This window comes from Ignavibacteria bacterium, from assembly GCA_025612375.1.
In the GTDB taxonomy this organism is placed as follows: Bacteria; Bacteroidota; Ignavibacteria; order Ignavibacteriales; family SURF-24; genus JAAXKN01.
This window is the reverse complement of record JAAXKN010000034.1, coordinates 22,509-47,167: the sequence shown is the minus strand read 5'-3', so window position 1 is coordinate 47,167 and position 24,659 is coordinate 22,509. Positions and strand designations below refer to the sequence as shown.

General features: G+C 44.7%; 24 protein-coding genes. 19 read left to right on the top strand and 5 right to left on the bottom strand.

Annotation, left to right across the window (positions count from 1 at the left end):
• Positions 1 to 95: 95 nt before the first annotated feature.
• Genes HF312_16840 through HF312_16830 form a run of 3 tightly spaced genes read left to right on the top strand, consistent with a single transcriptional unit; the run spans position 96 to position 3,087 of the window.
• Complete coding sequence (locus tag HF312_16840; protein ID MCU7521884.1) at positions 96 to 776, top strand: uracil-DNA glycosylase; 681 nt, start codon at positions 96 to 98, stop codon at positions 774 to 776.
• Positions 777 to 784: 8 nt separating this feature from the next.
• A complete protein-coding gene (dnaB, locus tag HF312_16835) occupies positions 785 to 2,233 on the top strand; it encodes a replicative DNA helicase (protein MCU7521883.1) in 1,449 nt (482 codons plus the stop codon).
• Positions 2,230 to 3,087, top strand: a complete 858-nt coding sequence (locus tag HF312_16830; protein ID MCU7521882.1) for a DUF1460 domain-containing protein — start codon at positions 2,230 to 2,232, stop codon at positions 3,085 to 3,087. The genes dnaB and HF312_16830 overlap by 4 nt, the downstream gene beginning before the upstream one ends.
• 72 nt (positions 3,088 to 3,159) lie before the next feature.
• Here HF312_16830 and nfo read toward each other — a convergent pair whose 3' ends face one another.
• Positions 3,160 to 4,020, bottom strand: coding sequence for a deoxyribonuclease IV (nfo, locus tag HF312_16825; GenBank protein MCU7521881.1), 861 nt, complete (start codon positions 4,018 to 4,020; stop codon positions 3,160 to 3,162).
• 86 nt (positions 4,021 to 4,106) lie between these two features.
• On the opposite strand from nfo, the gene HF312_16820 reads away from it, so the two are divergent.
• From HF312_16820 to HF312_16805, 4 genes are all read left to right on the top strand, one after another.
• A complete protein-coding gene (locus HF312_16820) occupies positions 4,107 to 5,294 on the top strand; it encodes an anhydro-N-acetylmuramic acid kinase (GenBank protein ID MCU7521880.1) in 1,188 nt (395 codons plus the stop codon).
• Positions 5,282 to 6,166 carry an NAD(P)-dependent oxidoreductase gene (locus HF312_16815; GenBank protein ID MCU7521879.1) on the top strand — a complete coding sequence of 295 codons (885 nt, stop codon included), beginning with the start codon at positions 5,282 to 5,284 and terminating at the stop codon, positions 6,164 to 6,166. The genes HF312_16820 and HF312_16815 overlap by 13 nt, the downstream gene beginning before the upstream one ends.
• A gap of 297 nt (positions 6,167 to 6,463) precedes the next feature.
• Positions 6,464 to 7,060, top strand: a complete 597-nt coding sequence (locus HF312_16810; GenBank protein ID MCU7521878.1) for a superoxide dismutase — start codon at positions 6,464 to 6,466, stop codon at positions 7,058 to 7,060.
• Between the two features lie 132 nt (positions 7,061 to 7,192).
• A complete protein-coding gene (locus HF312_16805) occupies positions 7,193 to 7,858 on the top strand; it encodes a PorT family protein (GenBank protein MCU7521877.1) in 666 nt (221 codons plus the stop codon).
• A 40-nt stretch (positions 7,859 to 7,898) separates the two neighbouring features.
• Here the strand turns inward: HF312_16805 and gatB are convergent, their stop codons facing one another.
• The 4 genes from gatB to HF312_16785 all read right to left on the bottom strand — a co-directional run bounded on the left by gatB (position 7,899) and on the right by HF312_16785 (position 12,668).
• Positions 7,899 to 9,341: an Asp-tRNA(Asn)/Glu-tRNA(Gln) amidotransferase subunit GatB gene (gatB, locus tag HF312_16800; GenBank protein MCU7521876.1), complete on the bottom strand. Its 1,443-nt coding sequence runs from the start codon at positions 9,339 to 9,341 to the stop codon at positions 7,899 to 7,901.
• A gap of 163 nt (positions 9,342 to 9,504) precedes the next feature.
• Positions 9,505 to 10,194, bottom strand: a complete 690-nt coding sequence (locus HF312_16795; GenBank protein MCU7521875.1) for an SGNH/GDSL hydrolase family protein — start codon at positions 10,192 to 10,194, stop codon at positions 9,505 to 9,507.
• Positions 10,195 to 10,317: 123 nt separating this feature from the next.
• The gene (gene gltA / locus HF312_16790; protein ID MCU7521874.1) at positions 10,318 to 11,739 is read right to left on the bottom strand and encodes an NADPH-dependent glutamate synthase; all 1,422 of its coding nucleotides are present in this window, start codon (positions 11,737 to 11,739) and stop codon (positions 10,318 to 10,320) included.
• A 20-nt stretch (positions 11,740 to 11,759) separates the two neighbouring features.
• Positions 11,760 to 12,668, bottom strand: coding sequence for a sulfide/dihydroorotate dehydrogenase-like FAD/NAD-binding protein (locus tag HF312_16785; protein MCU7521873.1), 909 nt, complete (start codon positions 12,666 to 12,668; stop codon positions 11,760 to 11,762).
• Between the two features lie 229 nt (positions 12,669 to 12,897).
• Here HF312_16785 and bshB1 point away from each other — a divergent pair, with 229 nt between their 5' ends.
• From bshB1 to HF312_16725, 12 genes are all read left to right on the top strand, one after another.
• On the top strand, positions 12,898 to 13,650 hold the full coding sequence (bshB1, locus tag HF312_16780) for a bacillithiol biosynthesis deacetylase BshB1 (GenBank protein MCU7521872.1): 753 nt from the start codon (positions 12,898 to 12,900) through the stop codon (positions 13,648 to 13,650).
• 213 nt (positions 13,651 to 13,863) lie between these two features.
• Positions 13,864 to 14,730, top strand: coding sequence for an NAD(P)-dependent oxidoreductase (locus HF312_16775; GenBank protein ID MCU7521871.1), 867 nt, complete (start codon positions 13,864 to 13,866; stop codon positions 14,728 to 14,730).
• Between the two features lie 75 nt (positions 14,731 to 14,805).
• Positions 14,806 to 15,192 carry a DUF302 domain-containing protein gene (locus HF312_16770; protein MCU7521870.1) on the top strand — a complete coding sequence of 129 codons (387 nt, stop codon included), beginning with the start codon at positions 14,806 to 14,808 and terminating at the stop codon, positions 15,190 to 15,192.
• Positions 15,193 to 15,352: 160 nt separating this feature from the next.
• Entirely contained in the window at positions 15,353 to 16,525 is a 1,173-nt protein-coding gene (locus HF312_16765) for a class I SAM-dependent rRNA methyltransferase (GenBank protein ID MCU7521869.1), read from the top strand.
• Positions 16,526 to 16,550: 25 nt separating this feature from the next.
• On the top strand, positions 16,551 to 16,958 hold the full coding sequence (locus tag HF312_16760; GenBank protein ID MCU7521868.1) for a hypothetical protein: 408 nt from the start codon (positions 16,551 to 16,553) through the stop codon (positions 16,956 to 16,958).
• 54 nt (positions 16,959 to 17,012) lie between these two features.
• Positions 17,013 to 18,023 (top strand): AAA domain-containing protein, encoded by a 1,011-nt coding sequence (locus HF312_16755; GenBank protein MCU7521867.1) that lies wholly within the window; start codon positions 17,013 to 17,015, stop codon positions 18,021 to 18,023.
• A 44-nt stretch (positions 18,024 to 18,067) separates the two neighbouring features.
• Positions 18,068 to 18,943, top strand: a complete 876-nt coding sequence (locus HF312_16750) for a DUF58 domain-containing protein (GenBank protein ID MCU7521866.1) — start codon at positions 18,068 to 18,070, stop codon at positions 18,941 to 18,943.
• Positions 18,937 to 19,890: a protein BatD gene (locus HF312_16745; GenBank protein MCU7521865.1), complete on the top strand. Its 954-nt coding sequence runs from the start codon at positions 18,937 to 18,939 to the stop codon at positions 19,888 to 19,890. Before HF312_16750 ends, HF312_16745 begins: the two co-directional genes overlap by 7 nt.
• Positions 19,880 to 20,875 (top strand): VWA domain-containing protein, encoded by a 996-nt coding sequence (locus HF312_16740; GenBank protein MCU7521864.1) that lies wholly within the window; start codon positions 19,880 to 19,882, stop codon positions 20,873 to 20,875. The genes HF312_16745 and HF312_16740 overlap by 11 nt, the downstream gene beginning before the upstream one ends.
• A gap of 22 nt (positions 20,876 to 20,897) precedes the next feature.
• A complete protein-coding gene (locus HF312_16735) occupies positions 20,898 to 21,938 on the top strand; it encodes a VWA domain-containing protein (GenBank protein MCU7521863.1) in 1,041 nt (346 codons plus the stop codon).
• 9 nt (positions 21,939 to 21,947) lie between these two features.
• Positions 21,948 to 22,778 carry a tetratricopeptide repeat protein gene (locus HF312_16730; protein MCU7521862.1) on the top strand — a complete coding sequence of 277 codons (831 nt, stop codon included), beginning with the start codon at positions 21,948 to 21,950 and terminating at the stop codon, positions 22,776 to 22,778.
• Positions 22,779 to 22,806: 28 nt separating this feature from the next.
• Entirely contained in the window at positions 22,807 to 24,636 is a 1,830-nt protein-coding gene (locus HF312_16725) for a protein BatD (protein ID MCU7521861.1), read from the top strand.
• Positions 24,637 to 24,659 lie beyond the last annotated feature (23 nt).

Below are 24,659 nucleotides of genomic sequence, written 5' to 3'. Positions count from 1 at the left end.
TTCAGAAATAAGCGAACTTTAGTAAATTGGTTGAACAAAGCATTCAGAAATTAATCGAAGCCTTAAAGGATCAGGAAGCTATCTTCGGCCCGCTTATGTTTGAAAACAGGCGGTTTGAGAAGATTGACCTGGATCTGTTGGCCGATGTAGCACGATACCAGAACGAGCGGGAGGATAACATGGAAAATGAACTGAGCAAAGAGGGATTCATTCATGCTAAGAATTTAGCTGAACTGCAGGCGTTTATGGAAGAGTGCCATAAATGTCCCCTGGAGAAGACCCGGAACAACCTCGTATTTGGTTCAGGCAATCCGAAGGCGAAGGTTATGGTAGTCGGCGAGGCTCCGGGAGCTGAAGAGGACCTGCAGGGAAAGCCCTTTGTCGGGCGTGCCGGCAAGCTCTTAACAGACATACTTGCCGCAATAAAGTTTTCAAGAGAAGAAGTTTATATAACAAACATTCTTAAATGCCGCCCCCCGGGAAACCGGAATCCTCTTCCAAGTGAAATGGAGGTCTGTATTCCTTACCTTCACAGGCAGATTGAAATGATTAGGCCGAAACTGATACTGTGCCTGGGGCTTATATCTGCTTCAGGACTGCTTAATCTGAAGCTTTCCCTGGGGAAGATGAGGGGGAACGTTTATGAACTCGGCAAAGCAAAAGTAATGGTAACCTACCATCCTGCAGCACTCCTGAGAAATCCTCAGTGGAAAAGAGCTGCCTGGGAGGATGTACAGCAATTCAGAAAATTATATGACGATATGATGGCGGGGTAAAATAGTAAATGAGTAAGTTTAAGAAAGAAGCTCCAAAAGAAGAGGTTAATCTCAGTATGCTTCAGAGCGCATCGGTAAAGCCCCCTCAGGCTCCGGAGGTGGAAATGGCGGTACTGGGTGCAATGATGATAGAAAAAGAGGCCGTTCCAAAAGGAATTGAGCTCCTTACGCCTGAGGCTTTTTACATTAAGCAGCACAGGCTGATCTTTGAGGCCATGCAGTCGCTCTTTGAGGCAAATGAGCCTATTGATACCGTAACGCTCTACGAAGAGCTGAAGAAGAAGGGGCAGGTTGAGGATGTCGGCGGGGCAGTTTATTTAAGCAGGCTTTCACAGAATATCTCTTCGGCAGCAAATATAGAATACCACGCCAAGATCGTGCTCGAAAAGCACATCTTAAGGGGCCTGATTTCGGCCTCCATGGAAATTGCCCAGAGTGCCTATGAAGGCGCCGAGGACGCTTTTGACCTTCTGGACCGTGCCGAACGCCAGATATTTGAAATTACAGAAGCGCACATGAAAAAGTCTTATTCGCAGATGAATAAGGCCGTTATTCAGGCTATGGAGTATATTGAGCTTATACATTCGAAAAAACATCAGCAGTTTGCAGTGCCGACAGGCTTTTATCAGATGGACGATATGCTTGGAGGCTTCCAGAAGTCGGATCTTATTATCATTGCAGCCCGCCCTTCCATGGGTAAAACGGCTTTTGCGCTTTCACTTGCGCGCAATGCTGCGGTTGACCATAAGGTACCTGTTGCCATCTTCAGCCTTGAAATGGCCACAATACAGATGGTAATCCGTATGATATGCTCGGAGGCAAGGCTTAATGCCCACCTTGTAAGAACAGGAAAACTACCTAACGAGGAAGGCCCGAAGCTCAGCCGGAACATACACAAGCTCAGCGAGGCCCCGATATTTATTGACGACTCACCAAGCCAGACAATCCTTGAGATAAGAGCCAAGTGCAGAAGGCTTAAAGCCGAGAAAAACCTGGGTCTTATTATGATCGATTACCTTCAGCTTATGAATGCATCCACAAAGATGGAAAGCCGTGAAAGGGAAATTTCACATATATCGCGCTCCCTGAAGGCATTGGCCAAGGAGCTGAATATACCTGTAATTGCTCTTGCACAGCTCAACCGTGCCGTTGAGTCCAGAACCGATAAAAGGCCTATGCTTTCGGATCTTCGTGAATCGGGTTCTATTGAACAGGATGCAGACGTTGTAATGTTCATTCACCGCCCGGAATACTACGGCATGAAGCAGGATGCCGACGGAAACAGCCTCGAGGGTGTTGCCGAAATCATAATAGGAAAACAGAGAAACGGCCCTACCGGGGACGTGCGCCTGAAGTTCTTTAAGGATTACGCCCGGTTTGAAAATCTTGAACTGGTCAGACATATTGAAGAAGCAAATCAAACAACAACTATTACTGAGGAAGATTACCCGATATGATAAGAGCATTTACATTTTTAATGGTTACACTGGTACTGACGACAATGTCATTTGCACAGACAATCTATACACCAAAGGACAAGGAAATCTGCAGTGAGAAATTTACTCTTGCAGTTGAAAAAAACTTAAATAAAAAGCCGGTTAACGACGTTATTGCAGAAATTGGCAAGAGCTTTCTGGGGCTCAACTATGAAGCCCATACACTTGAAACCGAAGGAAAAGAGCAGCTCGTAGTTCATCTTACCGGGCTTGACTGCACAACTTTTCTTGAAAATGCGCTCGTATTTTCAAGGTGCATTAAAAGTGGCAAGACTTCATTTGAAGACTATCAGGCGGAGCTTACAAAAGTAAGATACCGCGAAGGCAAGCTCCAGGGCTACCCTTCAAGGCTTCACTACTTCTCCGACTGGATCTTTGACAACAATTCAAAAGGCGTTGTTAAGGACGTGACAAAGGAAATAGGCGGAAAGCCGTACGCCAAGAAAGTTAACTTTATGACGAAGAACCGCAAGGAATACGCGCAGATAAGCCGGAATGAGGAAGATTTTAACGCCATTAAAAACATAGAATCCAAAATCAACTCAAGGCAGTATTACTATATTCCTAAGGAAGAAATTAAAAGTGTTGAAGGCAAGATTAAGAACGGATACCTTATTGCAATTACAAGCGGGCTGGACGGCATGGATATAGCTCACGTCGGAATTGCAGTTAAGGCAGACGACGGCAGGATTCATTTCATGCACGCTCCGATTGTCGGAAGCAAGGTTCAGATTACGGATAAACCACTTGCAGACTACCTGATGAAGAACAAAAAGCAGACAGGCATAATGGTCTTAGAGCCTCTGGAACCATAAAATAAAATTATTTTTTTAAGCGAAGCCCGGTTTTAATGATTAAAGCCGGGCTTTTTCATTATTGTCTTCTACTTACTTGCAGAGGCTGAGGAGAGTGGCTATATTTTTCAGGTCTTCAAGCTGCTCTTTTGAATCCTTGGGGGTTTCAAGGATTTTAGGCACGTTCTCAAGACGTTTGTCGTTCATTATGTTGCTGAAGCCTTCTAGCCCGATGAAACCTTCCCCTATATGAGCATGGCGGTCGACACGGCTTCCAAGTTCTTTCTTTGAGTCATTCATGTGTATGCAGTTTAAGAGGTCAAGGCCGATGATTGCATCAAACTCATTCATGGTCTTTTCATATGCTTCTTCACTTCTCAGGTCGTATCCGGCGGCAAAAATATGCGCCGTATCGATGCAGACGCTCATCCTTTCTTTATCCTCAACGCCGTCTATGATTTCTCTTATCTCTTCAAAACGGCTCCCAAGTGTCGTCCCTTGTCCTGCGGTAAGTTCAAGCATGCTTTTTACATTAAAATCCTTAGTCCTTTGGTGTGCGATGTTCAGGGATTCAATTATTGTTTTTATGCCGTCTTTAACTCCACGGCCCGTATGAGCCCCCGGGTGGAAGTTGAGATACGGAATTCCCAGTGCTTCACAGCGCTGAAGCTCATCTGCAAAAGCATCAATTGACTTATTTAACAGCTCCTCATTATTTGCCGAAAGGTTAATGAGGTACGAATCATGAGCAACGACGGGGGATATTTTTGTTTTACTTAGTTTATTTTTATAATTTTCAATTGTTTGTTCATTGATTCGTCCGTCGGCCCAGCGGTTGCCGTTTTTGGTGAAGATCTGCATTGTCTGGAAATTGAGTTTTCCGGCCAGGTCAACGGCTTTATCTACTCCGCCGGCAATTGATGTATGTGCGCCAAGAATATGATTGATTTTCATGTGATAATTTTAACTTTTAATAATTAACAACAATTCTGTCTTTAACGTTCACCTTTATTAAGAGAAAACGGAAAAATAAAAGGAATATGCAAAACTTAATTCAACTATCCAAAAAAGAAAAAAAATACGTTGTCGGACTCATGTCAGGCACCTCGCTTGACGGTGTGGATGCCGTTCTTCTGGAAGTTACGGGTAATGGCACCACAACAAAGCTAAGGCAGATAGATTTTCTTGCCTACCCCTTTCCCGAGGGCTTGAAGGACCTGGTGCTTAAGAATTCCGCAAAGGAGACGAGCAATGTCGAGGACATTTGCCGCCTGAACTTTCTTATTCCGATGATATATGCCGATGCAATTAAGGCCCTGTGCAATAAAAACAGTTTTCCTTTAGAAAATCTGGATCTTATCGGAAGCCACGGGCAGACTATACATCACCTTCCGGAAAAACATGAAATGTTCGGCTATGAGGTGCGATCCACACTCCAGATAGCTGACCCGGCAGTAATTGCAAAGTTGACCGGAGTTATTACAGTAGGGGACTTCCGCACGGGCGACGTAGCCTTTGACGGGCAGGGGGCGCCCCTTGTACCATACTTCGATTACCTGCTCATGTATTCCGATGAACATAACCGCGCGCTGCTGAATGTTGGTGGGATATCGAACTTTACCATCCTTAAGAGAGGAGCTAAACCGGTTGAAATAAGGGCTTTTGATACAGGCCCGGGAAACATGATGATTGACATTCTTTCCAGGCGCTTTTTAGGAAAGGAGTATGACGAGGACGGAAAGACGGCCTTAAAGGGAAAAGTAAATGCCGGGCTTTTAGAGGCGCTTAAAAAGAAGGATACATATATTGAAAAGGCTCCTCCAAAGTCCACCGGGCGCGAGCTTTATGGCGAGGCTTTCTTGAAGGATCTTTTGGAAAAGTATACGGATGTTCCGCCTGAGGACTGGATCTCGACAATTACAAACTTTACCGCTTATGCCATTTACCGGAATTATGAGAAGTTCATACGCGGGAAAATAGAGATAGACGAGCTCATTATATCGGGAGGCGGAGCAAGGAACCTTGCCCTGGTGAAATTCCTGAAGGACTATTTTACAGAGAAGGTCAGGGTAATGAACATTGAAGAGCTGGGGATCTCCTCTGATGCCAAGGAGGCGATCTGTTTTGCCGTTCTGGCAAATGAAACCATTTCGGGAAATCCGTCAAACCTCCCGAGCGTAACAGGCGCCAGGAAAGAAACTGTGCTGGGGAAGATATGTCTGCCTTAAAAGTACTCATTACAGGAGGAAGCGGGCTTTTAGGCCAGTACCTGAATATTGAGCTCAGCCGGAGGGCTGAAATACTTACTCTTTACAATGAGAACAAGGGTAACTGCAAGGATTTTAATTCCGCCGGAATTGACATACTGGATGGTAAATGCCTGGAGGAGGTATTTCAGGTATTTCGCCCCGGTGTGGTAATACATACGGCGGCTGTTTCCAATTCGGAAAAAGCCGGCAGGATGCCTGAAGACAAGGTCGTGGCAATTAATGTGGGTTCAACAGGAATTATTGCCCTGCTTTGTGAAAAGTACAAGGCGAAAATGGTCTATACTTCCACGGACCTGGTTTATGACGGAGCACTCGGAATGATGCTTAAGGAAGATGCCTCGCTTAACCCGGCAACTCTTTATGCCGAAACCAAGCTCCTGGGCGAAGAGGCTGTAAAAAGCGCAACGGGCAATTACATTATACTCAGGACCTCACTTCTTTTCGGCTTGGGCCTATATCACTCAAGGTGCCACTTTCACACAATGTATGAAAGCCTGAAAGAGGGAAAACCGGTCAGGCTTTTCTACGACCAGTTCCGCAGCCCCCTTTCATTAAGCGATGCCGCAGAAGTTATTTCTTCGCTTATTGAGAAGGATATAAAAGGAGAAGTGATAAATTTCGGAGGCAAGGAAAGAATCTCGCGCTACGGCCTTGGGAGCATGCTTTGTGATGCTGCGGGCCTGGATAAATCGCTCCTTAGGGCAGTGTCGATGTTTGAAATTCCGGGCCTCAACGGGGTAAAAGACGTGTCCATGGACACCTCCAAACTCCGCTCTTTCGGCATTGGGCAGAAAACCCTCAGGCAGTCCATTCTGGAAGTCGTTAAATAAGATAAAAAGAAAATCCGCCCTTCATAAATTATTTTGTTGCGAAATTTAAAAAATCTTTTACTTTAAACATGAATTTAGTATTTAAGAAAATACTCTGTTTAGGTTGAAAGATTAAATACTCTATTTATTTCTTTTCAGCCTCCTTTATAAAGTCAAACCGTATTTTATTTTTGTTTTAATATACATTCTGAACAATAATTCAGCCCTCTCTCGCTGCGCTTTTCGAAGGGGAGACCGCTTCTCTTCCAGGGCGAAAAATAAAGTGCAGAAGAGCTGAAACAAAAAAGGAGGAAAAAAATGGCTCTTACATTACCTGATTTACCATATGCTAAAAACGCACTTGAACCGCACATCAGTGCAAAAACACTCGAATTCCATCACGACAAGCACCACAATGCTTATGTTCAAAACGCCAATAAAATGCTGGAAGGAACGGATCTGGCAAATGCCGACGTGGAAACAATTGTTAAGAAAACTTACGGCGACCAATCCAAAACCGGATTATTTAACAATGCAGCCCAGGTGTGGAATCATACATTCCTGTGGAATTCAATGAAGCCGAACGGGGGAGGGATGCCCACAGGCGAGATTGCCGGTATGATTGAAAAGGATTTCGGCAACTACCAGAAGTTTGTTGAAGAGTTCAAAAATGCGGGTGCAACACAGTTCGGTTCGGGCTGGGCCTGGCTGGTCTTAAAAGGCGGGAAGCTTCAGATTACAAAGACCCCGAATGCCGATACACCGATTGCTCGCGGGGAAAAACCGCTTCTGACAGTTGACGTATGGGAGCATGCCTACTATCTGGATTACCAGAACAGGAGGCCTGATTACCTGACTACGTTTATTGAGCACCTCATAAACTGGGATTTTGTAAATGAGAATCTTAAAAAATAATTTTAAGAATTTTGACTTGTGATAATTGAAATTAAAACTTTTTGTTTTTATTTTGGGACGCATGGGGACAGGATTTCCCCCCCAATATGCGTCCCATTTGTTTTTAAAAATATAATCAGAAAGGGAGTTACTATGAAAAAAGTGTTGACCGTTCTTGCTTTATCGGTTTTACTGATATCGCTATCTTCAAACAGCAGTCAGGCACAGTTCAGGTTAAGAGTAGGACCGCAGGTAGGTCTGAACTTTAACATTCAATCAGGATCCGACGTTACGGAAACCACAAACGGTTTTGGCGCCCTTATCGGCGCTCAAGTAGACATGAATTTTACCCCGGTCATAGGCTTAATGGCCAACATGCAGTTCTATGACAACAGGTATGCTTCATATTCGGTAGATGGTACAGCAGGTGCAACCCCGTATACTGAAACCGTTGGCTTTAGCATGGCCTATTTTATGATCGAGCCGTTATTTAAGGTAACTGTACCTAACAGCAACTTTTTCTTCTTTATAGGTCCTTCTTTGGGTTTCCCTGTTCAGTCTTCCTGGGAAGATAAACTTTCTTCATCTGGTAATAGCGTAACATTCCAGTCGGACGGAGCTACAAAACATACGGGAACAATCAGGAACACAAATGCACGTTTTGAAATGAAGTTAGGGTCAGGTGTTGATATTAACCTGGGTGGTGTTATCTTGGCTCCGCAGTTTTCTTTCGGATATGGTCTTTCAAATATTGAAGAGAACGATGAAGCAAAAATTCTTACCTTTCAGCTCCTTTCAACTGTAAAGTTCCCACTATAATTTGAGATATTGAAAAAAAACCGCCATAAGGCGGTTTTTTTTATTTAAGAGCGTTAAGTTTTTCCCGCAGAATATCGTTTACAGCCTTTGGGTTGGCTTTACCCTTTGTTTCCTTCATAATCTGGCCTACAAAAAATCCTATTACCTTCTCTTTACCCGAAAGGAACTCTTTTACGTCTTTGGGATTGCTTTCAATTACCCTGTCTATTACGCCTTCCAGTTCCGAGGTGTCGGTTATCTGAACAAGGTTTCTTTCCTTTATAATTGTCCCGGGCTCTTTGTCCTCACCAAGCATTATCTGGAAAACATCCTTTGCTATTTTTCCGCTTACGGTGTTGTCGTTAATGAGGTTTATCAGTCTTCCCAGGTTTTCCGGATGTATCGGGAAATTCTCTACGGGGGTCTTTGTCTCGTTTAGTATTTTAAGTACGTCACCCATAATCCAGTTGCTGGCAGCTTTATAATCCTTTGTAACGGAAATAGTTTTCTCGTAGTAGTCAGCCAGTTCACGCGAAGCAGTCAGAACCCCGGCATCATAGGAAGGGAGGCTGTAATCTGAGATAAACCTCATATTTCTTTCTTTAGGGAGCTCGGGCAGTCTTCTTTTAATTTCCTCAAACCACTCCTGGCTTATTGCAACAGGCATCAGGTCCGGCTCGGGGAAGTAGCGGTAGTCGTGTGCCTCTTCTTTACTGCGCATCGGGAGGGCTACGTTGGCATCGGCATCCCAGAGGAGGGTTTCCTGTATAATCCTGCCGCCGTCCTCAATAATTTCTATCTGCCGGTCTATTTCATAGATGAGAGCCTTTTCCACATTCCTGAAGGAGTTCATATTTTTGACTTCGGTTTTTGTCCCCAGTCTTGTTTCCCCTTTCAGCCTGACTGACACGTTGGCGTCGCACCTGAGTGAGCCTTCTTCCATATTGCCGTCGCATATGCCAAGGTACTGCACCGTCTGGCGTATCTGTGAGAGGTACTGATAGGCCTCCTCAGGAGTGTGCATATCGGGTTCGCTTACAATTTCAATTAAAGGCACCCCGCAGCGGTTGACATCAACCAGTGTCTCATATGCCTGGTCGTGTATCGATTTGCCGGCATCTTCCTCCATATGAATGCGCGTGAGTCCGATATTTCTTTTTGTACCGTCTTTAAGCTCAATTTCAACGAAGCCATCCTCACAAATAGGAGCTTCAAACTGCGAGATCTGGTATCCTTTGGGAAGATCGGGATAGAAATAATTTTTCCTTGCAAAAACTGAATTCATATTGATTCTGCAGTTAGTGGCAAGTCCCATCAGGACGGCAAATTCCACCACTTTCTTATTAAGTACAGGCAGAACGCCCGGGTGCCCAAGGCATATCGGGCATACGTTTGTGTTAGGCGGATTTCCGAATTTTGTGGAGCATCCGCAGAAAATTTTTGTATCTGTCAGGAGCTGGGCATGGACCTCAAGTCCGATGACGGCTTCGTATTCTTGCTTCATAAGCTTACTATATGGCTAATAATAAAAAAGGCAATATAAAGAATTCTGAAAAAAGTTTATAGCCCTTTTAAGGGCCTGAAGGAAATATTATGGCAGTTTTTAAGAGGCTTTAAGTCCGGGAGCCGCAGTAGACTTATGTGCGGCTCCTTAAAAAATATCAGCTTTACTCCTCAAGGGCCTTCAGCATCAGTCCGGCCAAGAATTTGTTGCCCGTTGCATTTAAGTGTACGGCATCGCGCGTAAGAATGCCTTCGTGGAGCTGCTTCGGGTTGTTCTCACGTTCATACTGCAGGAACGCCTCTCTCAGGTCCAGAAGCTGGCTGTTAGTTCCCTTTGCCACCCTGCGGCTGATGTCAGCATACTCGTTCAGCATTGGATCCAGTTTATTGAGGCTGTCGGATCTTTCTCCAACTACGCTGGGGGTACATAGAATTACGCGTGCGCCGTTTGCAGTGCATTTCCCTATGATTAACTTTAATCCCTCTTCGAACTTATCTTTGGGTGTGCCGCCGATGCCGAGCGCATAGTGCCAGACGTCGTTAATTCCTATATAAATTACTACTGTAGTGGGGCCCTCAGAAAGAACGTCTTTATCGAGCCTTGAAACAAGATCCGGCACCTTGTTGCCGCTTATGCCGGCGCCTATTACTTCAATGCCGTAGCCCGGATATTTTGAGGCTATTGTATCGCGCACCAAAGTTACATACCCTCCGGGATCGTTTCCCAGCTGTGTAATTGAATCGCCGAAGAAAACTATTTTTTCTCCCTTCTTAAGAGACATCATATAAGAAGCAGAAATGGTAGAAAACAGGACTGCAGAAAATAAAATGGTAAGTAGAGTGGTCTTTGTCATTTTGTTTGCCTGATTAGTTTTAGTCATCAATATTTATTGAAAATATCTTATGTGCTGATGGAAAAGTAAAAAAAAAGCGGGCAATTGTCTACTGCCCGCTTTAATAAATTAAGATATGAGCTTTCAGCTTTCGGTGTTTGTGAGGTATTCGTTAATGGCTGCCGCGGCTTTTCTTCCTGCACCCATTGCAAGAATGACCGTAGCGCCGCCTGAAACGATATCGCCTCCTGCAAAGACGCCTTTCTTGGAAGTTTTCATTGTTGCTTCATCAACCACAATGTTTCCTCTTTTATTGAACTCGAGGTCCGGTGTCGTCTTCTGTATGATCGGGTTGGAACCGTTGCCTATAGCAATGATAGCCATATCGATGTCCATTATGTGTTCTGAACCTTCTACAGGAACAGGCCTTCTTCTTCCAGACTGGTCCGGCTCACCTAACTCCATCTTCTGAAGTTTCACGTGTTTGAGCCAGCCGTTTTCGCCGATAAACTCAACCGGGTTTTCAAGGAACATGAACCCGATGCCTTCTTCCTGTGCGTGGTGAACTTCCTCTTTTCTTGCGGGCAGTTCCACGTCACTTCTTCTGTAGATGATATGAGCACTTTTTGCTCCAAGCCTCTTAGCCGTTCTTACGGCATCCATGGCGGTATTGCCGCCGCCGAAGACTGCAACGTTTTTATCCTTACAGTTAAAGACGGGGGTATCGTATTCAGGGAAGCGGTAAGCTTTCATCAGGTTGACTCTTGTTAAGAACTCATTTGATGAATAGACCCCGTTAAGGTTTTCGCCCGGTATATTAAGGAAGTAGGGAAGTCCGGCTCCTACGGCAATAAAAATTGCGTCGTAGCCGTTTTCCAGGAGCTCATCGATTGTATCTGTAAAGCCTACAACAGCGTTTGTCTGGAAATCGACGCCAAGCTTTTTGAGTGACTCCACTTCGGCCTTAACAATTTCCTTTGGAAGCCTGAACTGAGGGATACCATAGACAAGCACGCCGCCAAGTTCATGCAGGGCTTCAAAAACCGTTACATCGTGCCCCATCTGTATTAGGTCGCCCGCGCAGCTGAGGCCTGCGGGGCCGCTCCCGATGATGCCGATTTTCTTGCCTGTCTTGGGTTTTATCTGGGGAGGACGTATGCCAACGTGCTCGCGTTCATAGTCGGCAACAAATCTCTCAAGGCGTCCTATTCCAACCGGCTCGTTTTTCTTTCCTACTATGCATTTGGATTCGCACTGTTCTTCCTGCGGGCAAACGCGGCCGCAGACTGCCGGAAGGGCGTTATCTTCCTTGATCTTTGCCGCTGCGCCAAGATAGTCTCCCTGGGCAACAAGAGCAATAAAGTCGCGTATCTGCACGCCGACAGGGCAGCCCTGAATGCACGTGGGTTTCGGGCACTGTATGCACCTCAAAGCTTCCATTCTAGCCAATTCTTCGGTAAAACCTAAATTGACTTCCTCAAAATTCGTGACCCTTTGTTCTCCTGACTGTTCAGGCATCTTCTGACGTGGAATTTTCATTCTGTCTTTTTTCGAAATTTCTTCCATTTATCTACTCCGCTCGCTTTTTATACTTTTAGGTTTTCACCGGATGTTCTGGCAAAAAACATCTTGTCGTAATTACATTCATGGTCCTTTTTTTCCTTTGCCTGCTCACTCTGTGCCAGTATTTCAAGGGCCGTTTTTTCATCACCCAGATAAGACTTATTCCTCTGCATAAGAAGATCAAAATCGACCTTGTGGGCGTCGAATTCGGGGCCGTCGACGCAGACAAAGACAGTCTTGTTGTCTACCGTAGCCCTGCAGCCGCCGCACATTCCTGTGCCGTCAACCATAATGGGGTTGAGGCTGACCATGGTCTTAATTCCATAGGGCCTGGTGGTTTCGGCAATAGCCCTCATCATAGGTATCGGGCCAATAGCGAGCACAAAATCTATTTTTCTGCCTGAATCGATCAGCTCTTTTAATTTCTGTGTTACAAAACCGTGATAGCCGTAGCTTCCGTCATCGGTTGTTGGATAGACCTCATCGCAGACTTTGCGCATCTCGTCTTCGAGAATTACAAATTCTCTCGAACGGCCGCCAATAATCGAGATCGTATGATTTCCTGCCTGTTTTAAGGCAACAGCGGTCGGATAGGCAATTGCTGTGCCGACGCCTCCGCCAATACTGACAGCAGTGCCAAAGTTTTCTATATGTGAAGGTTTGCCCAGCGGGCCGACAACATCCTGAATGCTGCCGCCGGAATTGAATGTGTTTAATTCCTTTGTGGTTTTTCCGATTCCCTGGACAATTATTGTAATCGTTCCTTCTGAGGGGTCTGAATCGGCAATAGTAAGAGGAACTCTTTCACCGCCTTCTTTGATCCTGATAATAACAAATTGTCCGGCTTTCCTCTTCTGGGCGATCTTAGGTGCTTCTATTACGAATTTCTTAATATTCGGGGCAAGAAATTCAGCTGATCTGATCTTATACATAGGCGCTCAAAAATTGTTTAGTTGTTTTAAAAATTGTTCCAAATATAGCTAAAATAAATGAAATGAATAGAGAAGAAATTTAGCTATTATGGAAAAAGGATAAAAGGTTTGGTATAAACTTACGAAAAATTATTACGGCTATAAATATTTTTAATAATCTATTGATGACTTAATTAAATATTTTTCTTATGTTGTTCTAACCAAAAACAACCATGAAAAACCCATGCATATGAACTTAGATGTACTCGTCTTTGCTGCTCATCCGGACGACGCCGAGCTCTCGATGGGCGGCACAATTGCCAAATTTACCAAAAGTGACTTGAAAGTGGGCGTAATAGACTTCACTAAGGGTGAATTGGGCACTCGCGGGTCTGCCGAAACAAGGCAGAAAGAGGCTTTTCAGTCGGCAATCAGTCTAAAACTTGCAATCCGTGAGAACCTGCATATACCTGACGGAGGTGTTGAGGTCTCAAAGGAAAATATTACAAAAGTTGTTATGTGCCTGCGCAAGTACAGGCCGAAGATCATTTTTGCCCCTTATTTCAACGACCGCCATCCTGACCATATCGATACAAGCGCTGTTGTCAAAAGGGCAATGTTCAGCTCCGGCCTTGAAAAGATCAAGACTTTCGACAAGGAGAAAAAACAGGATGCCTACAGGCCCGGTAAGCTGTATTACTATATGCAGACATACGCCTTTACACCGTCATTTATCGTAGACGTCAGCGACACCTTCGAAGATAAAATGAACGCTGTAAAAGCCTATGCCACACAGTTCTTTAATCCTAAAAGCGTTGAGCCTGAAACATTTATAAGCCAGCCTAATTTTATGAAGTTCGTTGAATCCAGGGCTAAGCTCTACGGCTTTAAGATCGGCAAGGACTATGGTGAACCGTTCTACTGTGAAGAGGATATTGAAATGGACATGGTGCACCTGGTAAAAGCCAGTAACTCCTCTGTGAACCATTCTACAGGGAAATAATTTTGAGAAGAGTAAAGTTTTGCAACTGAGTTTGAAAGCCCCCGGATTATCTTCTGAGGGGCTTTTTTATTTGTGGATACACCTCTCCCGGCATGGAAAGAACCTCAAAAGTGCACAGTACAACAAAGCATTCGTTGAATAATTGCCAAAAGATAATTATGATATTACATACAAACTAATTCCGAACAATTGCAAAGAAAAGGAGTTCAGGAGATGCAGATCTCATTTATTGGGACCGGACTGATGGGAAGCCCGATGGCAGAAAGGCTGCTTAAGGCCGGGTATGAGCTTTATATTTTTAACAGGACGCTGGAGAAAACAGTGCCTCTGAAGCAGAAAGGGGCAAGGGTCGCTTTAACGGCACACGAGGCCAGGCACCTGGGGGAAGCGGTCTTTCTTATGCTCAGCGATGCCGCTGCAGTTAATGAAATGCTGTTTTCATCTGATGAAGAGGAAAAGTTCTCGGGGCAGACCATAATTCAGATGAGCACAATTTCCCCTTCGGAAAGCAGGGCCATTGCCGAAAAAGTCGCTGCCGCAGGAGGTGACTACATTGAGGCTCCGGTCCTGGGCAGCATTCCGCAGGCAGCCGAAGGCAAACTGGTTATAATGGTTGGAGGAGAAAAAGAGCTTTATGACAAATGGCGCCCGGTTTTAGAAGCCCTCGGGCCTGCACCGCTTTATGTCGGGGAAACAGGAAAGGCTGCAGCCATGAAGCTTGCGCTCAACCAGATGATTGCATCACTAACCTCTGCCTTTTCCTTAAGCCTTGGTATAATTATGAATGAAGGGATTGACGTAGAGCAGTTCATGAACGTCCTTAGGAACAGTGCCCTTTATGCCAAAACTTTTGACGTAAAGCTTAACAATATGCTGAAGAATGATTTCTCAAACGTGAATTTCCCGGCAAAGCATCTTCTTAAAGACGTGAGACTTGCTGCCGATGAGGCCAGGAGCCTGGGACTTGAAACAGTTGTTTTGGATGCCGTGCAGGAAATCTTGAACAAGACTATAAACGCAGGCTTTGCAGATATGGATTATTCGGTCCTCTTTAATGCTGTAAGTAACAGGAGAGCCTGATAAGCCTTAAAAACGTCTGGAACCTGCATGGATTTCCTGCATCAAACATTAAACAAACAAGATGGAGGAAAACAAATGGAATACTATAATACCAGGGTTGTAAATCTCTCCTTCGACGAAGCTATCAGCAAGGTTACTGAGGAGCTGAAAAAAGAGGGATTCGGGGTTCTGACAGAAATTGACGTAAAAGAGACTCTGAAGAAAAAGCTGGACGTGGACTTCAGGAAATACAAGATACTCGGGGCCTGCAACCCGCCTTTTGCCTATAAAGCCCTGCAGGCAGAGGATAAAATTGGAACAATGCTGCCGTGCAATATTATTGTGCAGGAAACCCGTGAGGGAAAAACAGAGGTATCGTCCATAAATCCGAGAGTTTCAATGCAGACTGTAAAGAATGAGGAGCTTGAGTCGGTTGCCTCAGAAATTGCCGATAAGCTCAAAAGAGTACTGGAAAACGTATAGACTGAATCTGCAAATTTTTCATTCATGCGGGCAAGCCGAGGCTTGCCCGCAGCCTCTTTTTGAAATAGATATCCTCTGGTATAAATATCCCGTCTTTTACTTTTTGTCTTAATTCTTAACGCGATTTATGTTAAATTTCCATGTTAAAACAGAGGATTAAATGTTGGCACAGGTATACCTTCGGAAAAACGAGGAACACCGCATAAAGCATGGGCACCTTTGGGTATTCAGCAATGAAGTTGCAAAACTCGAGGGCGAGGCACAAAATGGTGACGTGGTGGAACTTTACGATTATAAAAATAACTTCCTGGGAACAGGGTTTTACAATAAAAACTCTCTTATTGCCTTAAGGCTTTTAAGCCGGGGGAAAATAGAGGACCTTCACGGCTTTTTTAAGGAAAGGCTTCTGAGGGCGTATGACTTAAGAAAAAGCCTTTATCCAAGGCGCGAATCCTTCAGGCTCATGTTCAGCGAAAGTGATTTTATGCCGGGGCTTATTATCGATAAATACAACAACACTTTTGTCATGCAGGTTTATTCTTTCGGCATGCAGAAGAATATTGATAAGATTGTAAGCGTCCTGAAAACTGAGCTTAAGGCAGAGAACGTTTTCAGCAAAAATGAGGCTTATTTCAGGCGCCTTGAAGGCCTGACAGAAGAGGATACGGTTTACCTTGGAAGCAGCAGGTCTGAAGTAATCAGCGACGGGGAGGTAAGCTACAGGATCGATTTTGAAGGGGGGCACAAGACCGGGTTTTACTTTGACCAGGCCGATAACAGAAAGTTTATTGAAAGGATCACGGAAGGCAGGACTGTAATTGACGCCTTCTGCAACTCCGGGGGCTTCGGGCTTCATGCCTCAAGAGCCGGGGCAGGGGCTGTTACTTTTCTTGACAGTTCGCAGGCCGAGGTTGAAAACGCAAGGGGGAACTTCCAGCTTAATAATATAACCTGTAAGGCGGATTTCATTACAGGAGATGTTTTTGACGTCTTTACGGCTATGCTGAATGAAAAAAAGAAGTTTGACGTTGTAATGATTGATCCCCCGGCCTTTGCAAAGAATAAAAAAAGCCTTCCCATGGCGCAGAAAGGCTATGAAAAGCTTAACCGCATGGCTCTCGGGCTGGTTGAGGAAGGGGGATTTTTAGTCACCTCATCGTGCTCATATCACCTCAGCCGGGATAGTTTTATTCAGATCATTAACAGCGCAGCCCAGAAAGCAGGGCGCCAGGTGCAGCTCATACATTTCAACGGTGCATCACTTGACCACCCGAGGCTGCCTGCAATGGAGGAAACTTCTTACCTGAAGTTTGCCGTGCTTAAGGTAATATAGAAAAATATTCGTATTGGAGGAAAAGATGAAAAAGGCAGCTTTGTTTTTGATGTGTGCTATTATTTTCAGCTCCTGCTACGATGTTACAGGTCCCGATGAAGAAAAACTGCTCTATGGGAGCTGGGTCCTGGTAAGAATATCCGGGGGATTTAGCGGGACTACTACAGACGTCAGCCCCGAAGAGGGGAGTAAAGTGGTCTTTACGGAGGCTGGAAGCGTACACTACTATTCAAAAGGCGCTCTTGAAAGGAGTACTACTTTTGTAGTTAAAAAAGGCAAAAGCATATATTCCACTGAGGAGAAAAGTATAATTCATTTTGCAGACAGGCCGGAACTCCCGATGGTTATAATGAAGGCGGATAAGGATACTTTGATTCTGGCCGATAATGCATATGACGGCTTTTCATTCACTTACATGAAAGAAAAATATTAAAGCCGGAAACCTATTCAGCCTTAATAATGTAAAAAATGTAATTTTAATATAAATATTGAGAAAAAACAGAGGAAAACTTTGGAAATAACAGAGCTTAATGAGAAAATAAAAAATGAAAGCGCTTTTGTTGACCTGCTTTTCAGCGAAATAGGCAAGGTGATAGTGGGGCAGAAACCGATGGTTGAACGCCTTGTTGTAGGGCTTCTTGCAAACGGGCACATACTCTTAGAAGGTGTCCCGGGCCTTGCAAAAACACTCGCCATAAAGTCCCTGGCCTCAGCAATGAAGGCAAAATTTCAGAGAATTCAGTTTACCCCGGATCTGCTTCCTGCAGATCTTATAGGTACAATGATCTATAACCAGAAAGACGGCAACTTTTTTATAAAAAAAGGCCCTATTTTTTCAAACTTCATCCTGGCCGATGAAATTAACCGTGCCCCTGCCAAGGTACAGAGCGCACTTCTGGAAGCCATGCAGGAGCGCCAGGTTACAATAAGTGAAGAAACATTTAAGCTGGATGATCCTTTCCTGGTACTTGCAACACAGAACCCGATTGAGCAGGAAGGAACTTACCCGCTTCCTGAGGCACAGGTGGACAGGTTTATGCTTAAAGTTAAAATCACCTATCCTTCACGCGAGGAAGAACTTAAGATCATGAAGCAGAATGTGGAAAACCAGCAGGATGGCAAAATTAAACCTGTTATTACCCCGCAGGACATATTAAGGGCAAGAGGCCTCATTCAGGAAATTTATGTTGATGAGAAGATTGACCGCTACATTCTGGACATTGTTTTTGCTACACGTAATCCTAAAGAATACGGCCTTGAGGGCCTGGCAGATCTTATCAGCTACGGAGCCTCCCCGAGAGCTACAATTAATCTTGCCCTGGGCGCAAGAGCTATGGCTTTCATCAGAAGACGCGGCTATGTTATTCCTGAAGACGTAAGGGCAATTTGCATGGATGTACTGCGCCACCGCATCGCCGTAACGTATGAGGCAGAGGCAGAGGAAATTACAACTGAACACGTTATTCAGGAGATCCTGAATAAAATTGAAGTGCCATGATAAGTAAATGGTTGTATTAAGCTGTTACATCAAGAAAAAAGGTTATGCTGACAAAAGAATTATTAAAACAGGTACGCCAGATTGAAATAAAGACCAGGGGAGTTGTTAACCAGGTCTTCTCGGGAGAATACCATTCGGTCTTCAAGGGGCGCGGAATGGAATTCTCTGAAGTCCGGGAGTACCAGTATGGTGACGACGTAAGAAATCTCGACTGGAACGTTACAGCCCGCTTCGGGCATCCTTTTATAAAGGTTTTTGAGGAGGAGCGTGAGCTTACCGTAATGCTTCTGGTTGACTTAAGCGGAAGTCTCTTGTTCGGAAGCGTGGAGAAAACAAAACAGCAAATTGCTGCCGAGCTGAGTGCAATACTTGCCTTTTCGGCCATGAAGAATAATGATAAAGTGGGACTCATACTTTTCAGCGACAGGATTGAAAGGTTTGTGCCCCCGAGAAAAGGGCGCAAGCACGTCCTCAGGATCATCCGCGAGCTCCTGTCCTTTGAGCCTGAAGGACGGGAAACGGACTTAAAGAAGGCTCTGGAATTTATGAACAGTACAATCAAGAAAAGAAGCATTGCTTTCCTGATCTCGGACTTCTTTGATTCGGGATATGAAAAGATCCTTAGAATCGTGGGACGCAGGCACGACCTGGTTGGAATTGTACTGAGTGATGAAAGAGAAAAGACACTTCCCGGAATAGGCCTCGTGAAGTTCAGGGATGCTGAAACCGGCGAGGAAAGATTTGTTGATACAAGTTCAAAAGATCTGCAGAAGTGGTTCAGTCTGTCAAGACGTAAGGCAATGGAGGAAAGAAAGTCGCTCTTCCTTAAAAACCGCCTGGATGCAATTGAAGTCCAGACAGATAAATCCTATATGAAACCTTTGGTTGAATTTTTCAGATTGCGCGAGAGAAGATGGTAAGAAATAAAATAACAATTGCGGCCCTGCTGCTTATACTTCTTGGCACATGCATGCATGCACAGGATGTAACCGTAAGGGCAGGTGTGGACAGGCAGTCGTATGAAGTTGGGGACTATATAAATTATTCGATAAGCGTTAATTCGGCAAAAGACGTTAAAGTTTTCCCTCCTGTACTAAAAGACAGCCTGAAGGGTGCCGAGCTTATTGAGACTCTTCAGCCTGCATCGGAAGAAAAAGACGGCAGGCTTGTTACAACATTTAAGTATACAATCTCAAAGTATGATTCGGGCGAAGCTAAAATTCCCCCAATAAATGTTTATTACTCTGCGAAGGGTTCTCAGAAGAAATCCCTTCTTACCAATGAGGTCTCCTTTGTTGTAAAAACCCTTAAAGTTCAGGGTGAAGACATAAAGGACATTAAAGATCCTGTTAAGATCCCTCTTGACTGGAAGATGATTCTCCTCTGGAGCCTGGTTGCTCTTATTGTAATAGCAGGAGCAGTTTACCTTTATCTTAATTACAGGAAAAAAAGACGCCAGAAAGCGGGCCTTATTCCTGTAGTTATTAAGGAGCCTCACGAAGAAGCACTGGATCTTCTTGATGAACTGGAGAAAAAACAACTCTGGCAGTCGGGACACATAAAAGAATACCACACGGAGATTACAAATATTATAAGAACATACTTTGAAAAAAGATTCCGCGTTCCGGCCCTTGAAATAACAACAAACGAGCTGGTAAATAATTTGTCAAAGGTTAAGGAAACTGAAAACATAAGGGTGATCACTTCGGATTTCTTAAACAATGCCGATCTGGTAAAATTTGCAAAGTATGTACCGATGGAATCAATTAATGGGGAGATGATGGCTCAGGCCCGCAGGATAGTTAAAGATACAGTGCCTGTGAAGAATCCTGTTGCACAAAATCAGGAGGCTTCAGATGTTTCATAATGTCAGCTTTGCCTATCCGGGCATTCTCTACCTCCTGGCGGTTATTCCTCTTATGATGTTCTGGTACTTTAAGAACGGGAAGAAGAATACCACTTCAGTCACGTATTCATCACTCAGGGTCTTCAGGGGATACAAGCCGACGCTTAAAGAAAGGTTCAGGCACCTGCCCGCATTCTTAAGAATGGGCGCCCTGGCTTTGTTCATAGTGGCCCTGGCAAGGCCTCAGACCTTTGCCTCAGGGGAAAACGTTTATACCGAAGGAATTGACATTGCAATGCTCCTTGACATCTCGGGCAGTATGCTTGCCGAAGACTTCCATCCTAACAGAATTGAAGCTGCAAAGAAGGTTATTGACGACTTTATAAAGGGAAGAACTTCTGACAAGATCGGCCTTGTTATATTTTCATACGAGAGCTTTACGCAGTGCCCCCTGACAATTGACTACCCCGTCTTAAGAGGGCTCTTAAAAGACGTGAAAAGCGGGATGATACAGGACGGGACGGCAATAGGAACGGCAATTGCAAACGGAGTTAACCGCCTTAAGGACAGCAAGGGTAAAAGCAAGGTTATCATTCTCCTTACCGACGGCGTGAACAATGCGGGTGAAATAGACCCGATAACAGCAGCGCAGATTGCCAAGACCTACGGCATCAGGATTTATGCTATAGGCGTTGGTACAATCGGAGAAGCTCCGTACCCGTTTCAGACCCCTTTCGGCATTAGGTACCAGAATATGCCGGTTGAAATTGACGAGACTACTTTAAGAAAAGTGGCGGAAATTACGGACGGAAAATATTTCCGTGCAACCAACAACAGAAAGCTCGAAGACATCTATCAGTCGATAGATAAAATGGAGAAGACAAAAGTTGAAGTCACCTCCTACCGCAATGCAAGTGAACTGTTCTACGGCTGGCTTGGAGGGGGACTTATTTTACTCCTGTTTGAAATCGGGCTTTCCAGGACGGTTTTTAGAAAGATACCTTAATTTAAGATTTTTGAGATAACACATGTTTCGTTTTGCACATACAGAATATTTATATGTACTTTACATCGTACCCTTTATAGCTCTGTTCTTCTATCTGGTTTTCAAAAACCAGAAGAGACTACTCCAGAAGTTTTCAGATGCAAAGCTCCTTAAGGTGCTTGTTCCTGAAAGGAGTGTGCTGAAATACTTTTTAAAAAGCGGGATGATTGTACTGGTACTTATTTTACTAATACTTGCTCTGGCAAATCCTCAGGTGGGAACGCGGTATGAAGACGTAAAGCAGACAGGAATAGACGTCTTTATCCTGCTTGACGTTTCCCTCAGCATGAAAGCCGAGGACATAAAGCCCAACCGCCTTGAGATGGCTAAGCATTCAATTGCATCTTTAATTGACAGGCTGAGGGGAGACAGGATAGGACTTGTGGTGTTCTCCGGAGATGCATACATACAGTTTCCGCTTACCACAGATTACGCGGCGGCTAAGCTGCTCCTGAGTGCCGTAAGTACAAGCACTGTGCCTCAGCCCGGTACTGCAATAGGCTCAGCCATAACGCTGGCTTCGAAGTCATTTAAGGGTGACGCCAGAACGCAGAAGGCAATGGTTGTCATTACTGACGGCGAGGACCATGAAGGCGACGTTATGGATGCCGTAAAGGATGCTGAAGACAAGAATATTCAAATCTATACAATTGGACTCGGCTCTCCTTCCGGTGTGCCGATTCCGCAGTACAATGCCCAGGGCGTTCAGTCAGGCTACAAGCTCGACCGCGATGGCAACATTGTTGTCACAAAGCTCGATGAACCTATACTTCAGCAGATTGCCCGGGAAGGCAAGGGCCGCTACTACCGCGGAAGTTCCGGCGGAAATGAGCTGGATATGATCTACGGGGACCTTTCAAAGCTGGAGAAAACAGAATTCGGAACCACGAGAGTTACAGATTATGAGGACCGCTACTACTATCTTTTGGCCGCAGCTGTAGTGCTCCTGATAGCAGAATTCTTTGTTTCGGAAAAGAAAAATGTTCTTTTGTCGAAACTGAACAGAAAACTAGGAATAGAATAGTTGCACAGTATGAAAAAGAAAATATATACGGGATCAAAAAAAATTGCAGGCCTTTTGGCCGTTATGGTTATTGTCTTTATTTCTTCGGAAGCTAATGCGCAAAGCCTCCGCGGTGTTGTAAATAGCGGGGTGGACCTCTACAGGCAGAAGAAGTATGCCGACTCCGAGGCAAACTTTAAGAAGGGAACGGAAAAGGCTCCCGATAATTTCAACAGTTACTTTAACCTCGGGGATGCGCAGTATAAGCAGGAGCGGTATGATGAGGCGGTTAAGTCTTATCAGCAGGCACTTAAAAAAACACAGGATAAGCTTCAGCAGGCGGGCATTTATCACAATATCGGAAATTCACTCATTAAGTCGCAGAAAATAGAGGAAAGCATAGGCGCCTACAAGAAGGCTCTGAAGCTGAATCCTAAAGATGCACAGACAAAGTATAATCTTTCTTATGCCCTTAACCTCCTTAAGCAGAATCAGAATAATCAGAACAAGAACAATAAAGACAATAAGCAGAATAAGGACAACAAACAGAACCAGAATAAAGATCAGAATAAACAGGACCAGAACAAGGATCAGAAGGATAAGAATAAACAGGATCAGAATAAAAGCGATCAGAACAAGCAGGATCAGAATAAAAACAACCAGAACAACAACGACCAGAATAAACAGGACCAGAACAAGCAGAATAAAAACCAGGGCAATCAGCAGCAGCAGGATAAAAATAAAATGTCGAAGGATGAGGCTGATAGAATATTGAACGCCTTAAAGAATAACGAACTGGACCTGCAGAAGAAACTTCGCAAACACGAAGGGCGCCCGGTTAAAACCGATAAGGATTGGTAAAACAAATTTGAATATAAACAACTTTACTATGCGTAAAACAAAAACATTTTTTTCTTTACTTTTTAGCGTAATACTTCTGAGTACTAATCTTCATGCGCAGTCGTTTACGGCATCCGTAAACAGTACGACTGTACCGCAGAACGAGCCTTTTCAGGTGGTATTTCAGTTTGGCGGGGACAATATTAATGCCCTGAGGAGTTTCAGGGCTCCGGACTTTAAGAACTTTGAAGTGCTCTCGGGCCCGAACCAGTCGACCAGCATGCAGATTATAAACGGTGCCGTTTCAGCATCTTTAACTTATTCCTTTTATCTTCAGGCACCTAACCAGGGAAGGTTTACAATCGGTTCGGCATCGATCGATTTTAAGGGGAAAACACTTAGGACGCAGCCGATTACAATTACTGTAACCAAAGGGCAGGCGTCTCAAAACGGCGCACGGGGCCAGCAGCATAACCAGTCGGCCTCCTCACAAAGCATTGGCGATAACGTTTTTATAAGGGCGGTTGCCGATAAGCAGAAGGTGCTTAAAGGTGAGCAGATTACAATTACCTATAAGCTCTATACAAGAATGGATATTTCGTCGCCCCAGATATCTAAGCTCCCGACCTACCAGGGCTTCTGGGCTGAGGAACTGGACGGCAACAGGACTATAAATTTTACAACGGAAGTATATAACGGCAAGCAGTATCACGTTGGCGTACTGAAAAAAGCAGCCCTGTTTCCCACGCAGACAGGACAGCTTTCCGTAACGCCCTTTGAACTGAAGATTCCCGTCATTGTACCGAAACAGAGAAGACGCGGCGACATATTTGATGAGTTCTTTAACGACCCGTTTTTCAATCAGGGGCAGACGGTTGAATATACTGCAAAGTCAAATGTGCTTAAAATTGACGTTCTTCCCTTGCCGGGGCAGAACGTACCAAATTCATTTAACGGAGCCGTTGGTGAGTTCAGCTTCAAGGCTGAAGTTGATAAAAATACGGTAAAGGCAAATGAACCTGTTTCACTTAAGCTTACAGTGTCAGGCACAGGAAATATAAGTCTGCTGGAATTAAAAGAGCCGCAGCTTCCTTCGGGCTTTGAAAAATACGACCCAAAGGTTAACGACCAGGTCAACAGATCCGGCAGCTACGTCAACGGGCAGAAGACCATTGAATACCTCCTGGTACCAAGAGCAGAAGGGCAGAAGGAAATTCCGCCATTTGAGTTTTCGTACTTTAATCCCAGGACAAAAAGGTATGTTACCGTGACCTCCCCGGCTTTTTCGATTAACGTTCAAAAAGGCGACGGCACCTATGCAAATACGCAGGGCTTTAATAAAGAGGACGTAAAGCTCTTAGGCGAGGATATCAGGTACATCAAGACCGGTACAGAAAGCCTGTCGAGAAATGGCGGCTATATGGTTTCCTCTTTCTGGTTCTGGGCTGCCGCAATTCTGCCGGCTTTACTGCTTGCAGGCGTTATATCGTGGAAAAGGAAAAATGACAGGCTTGAAGGAAACGTACAGCTCATGAAGTACACCAGGGCCGAGAAGATGGCGCGCAACAGGCTTAAGACCGCCCGCAAATCGATGGAAATGAACAACCAGCAGGAGTTTTATTCGGATATTTCCCTGGCTCTCTTCGGCTACCTGGAAGACAAGCTGCACATTCCGAAGGCCTCTTTCACGCTGGAGAGTGCGCTTGAAAGGCTTAAAGACAGCCGTGTTCCTGAAGACCTTATAGGCGAAGTAAAACAGGCAGTTGAGAAATGCGAGTTTGTCCGCTTTGCCCCTATGAACGACGGAGCAAGCGCAATGAAAGAAATGTACGACCAGGCCGTGAACATCATAGTGGACCTGGAGAAGAATAAAGTCTGAAAAACAAAATTAAACTAAAGTTT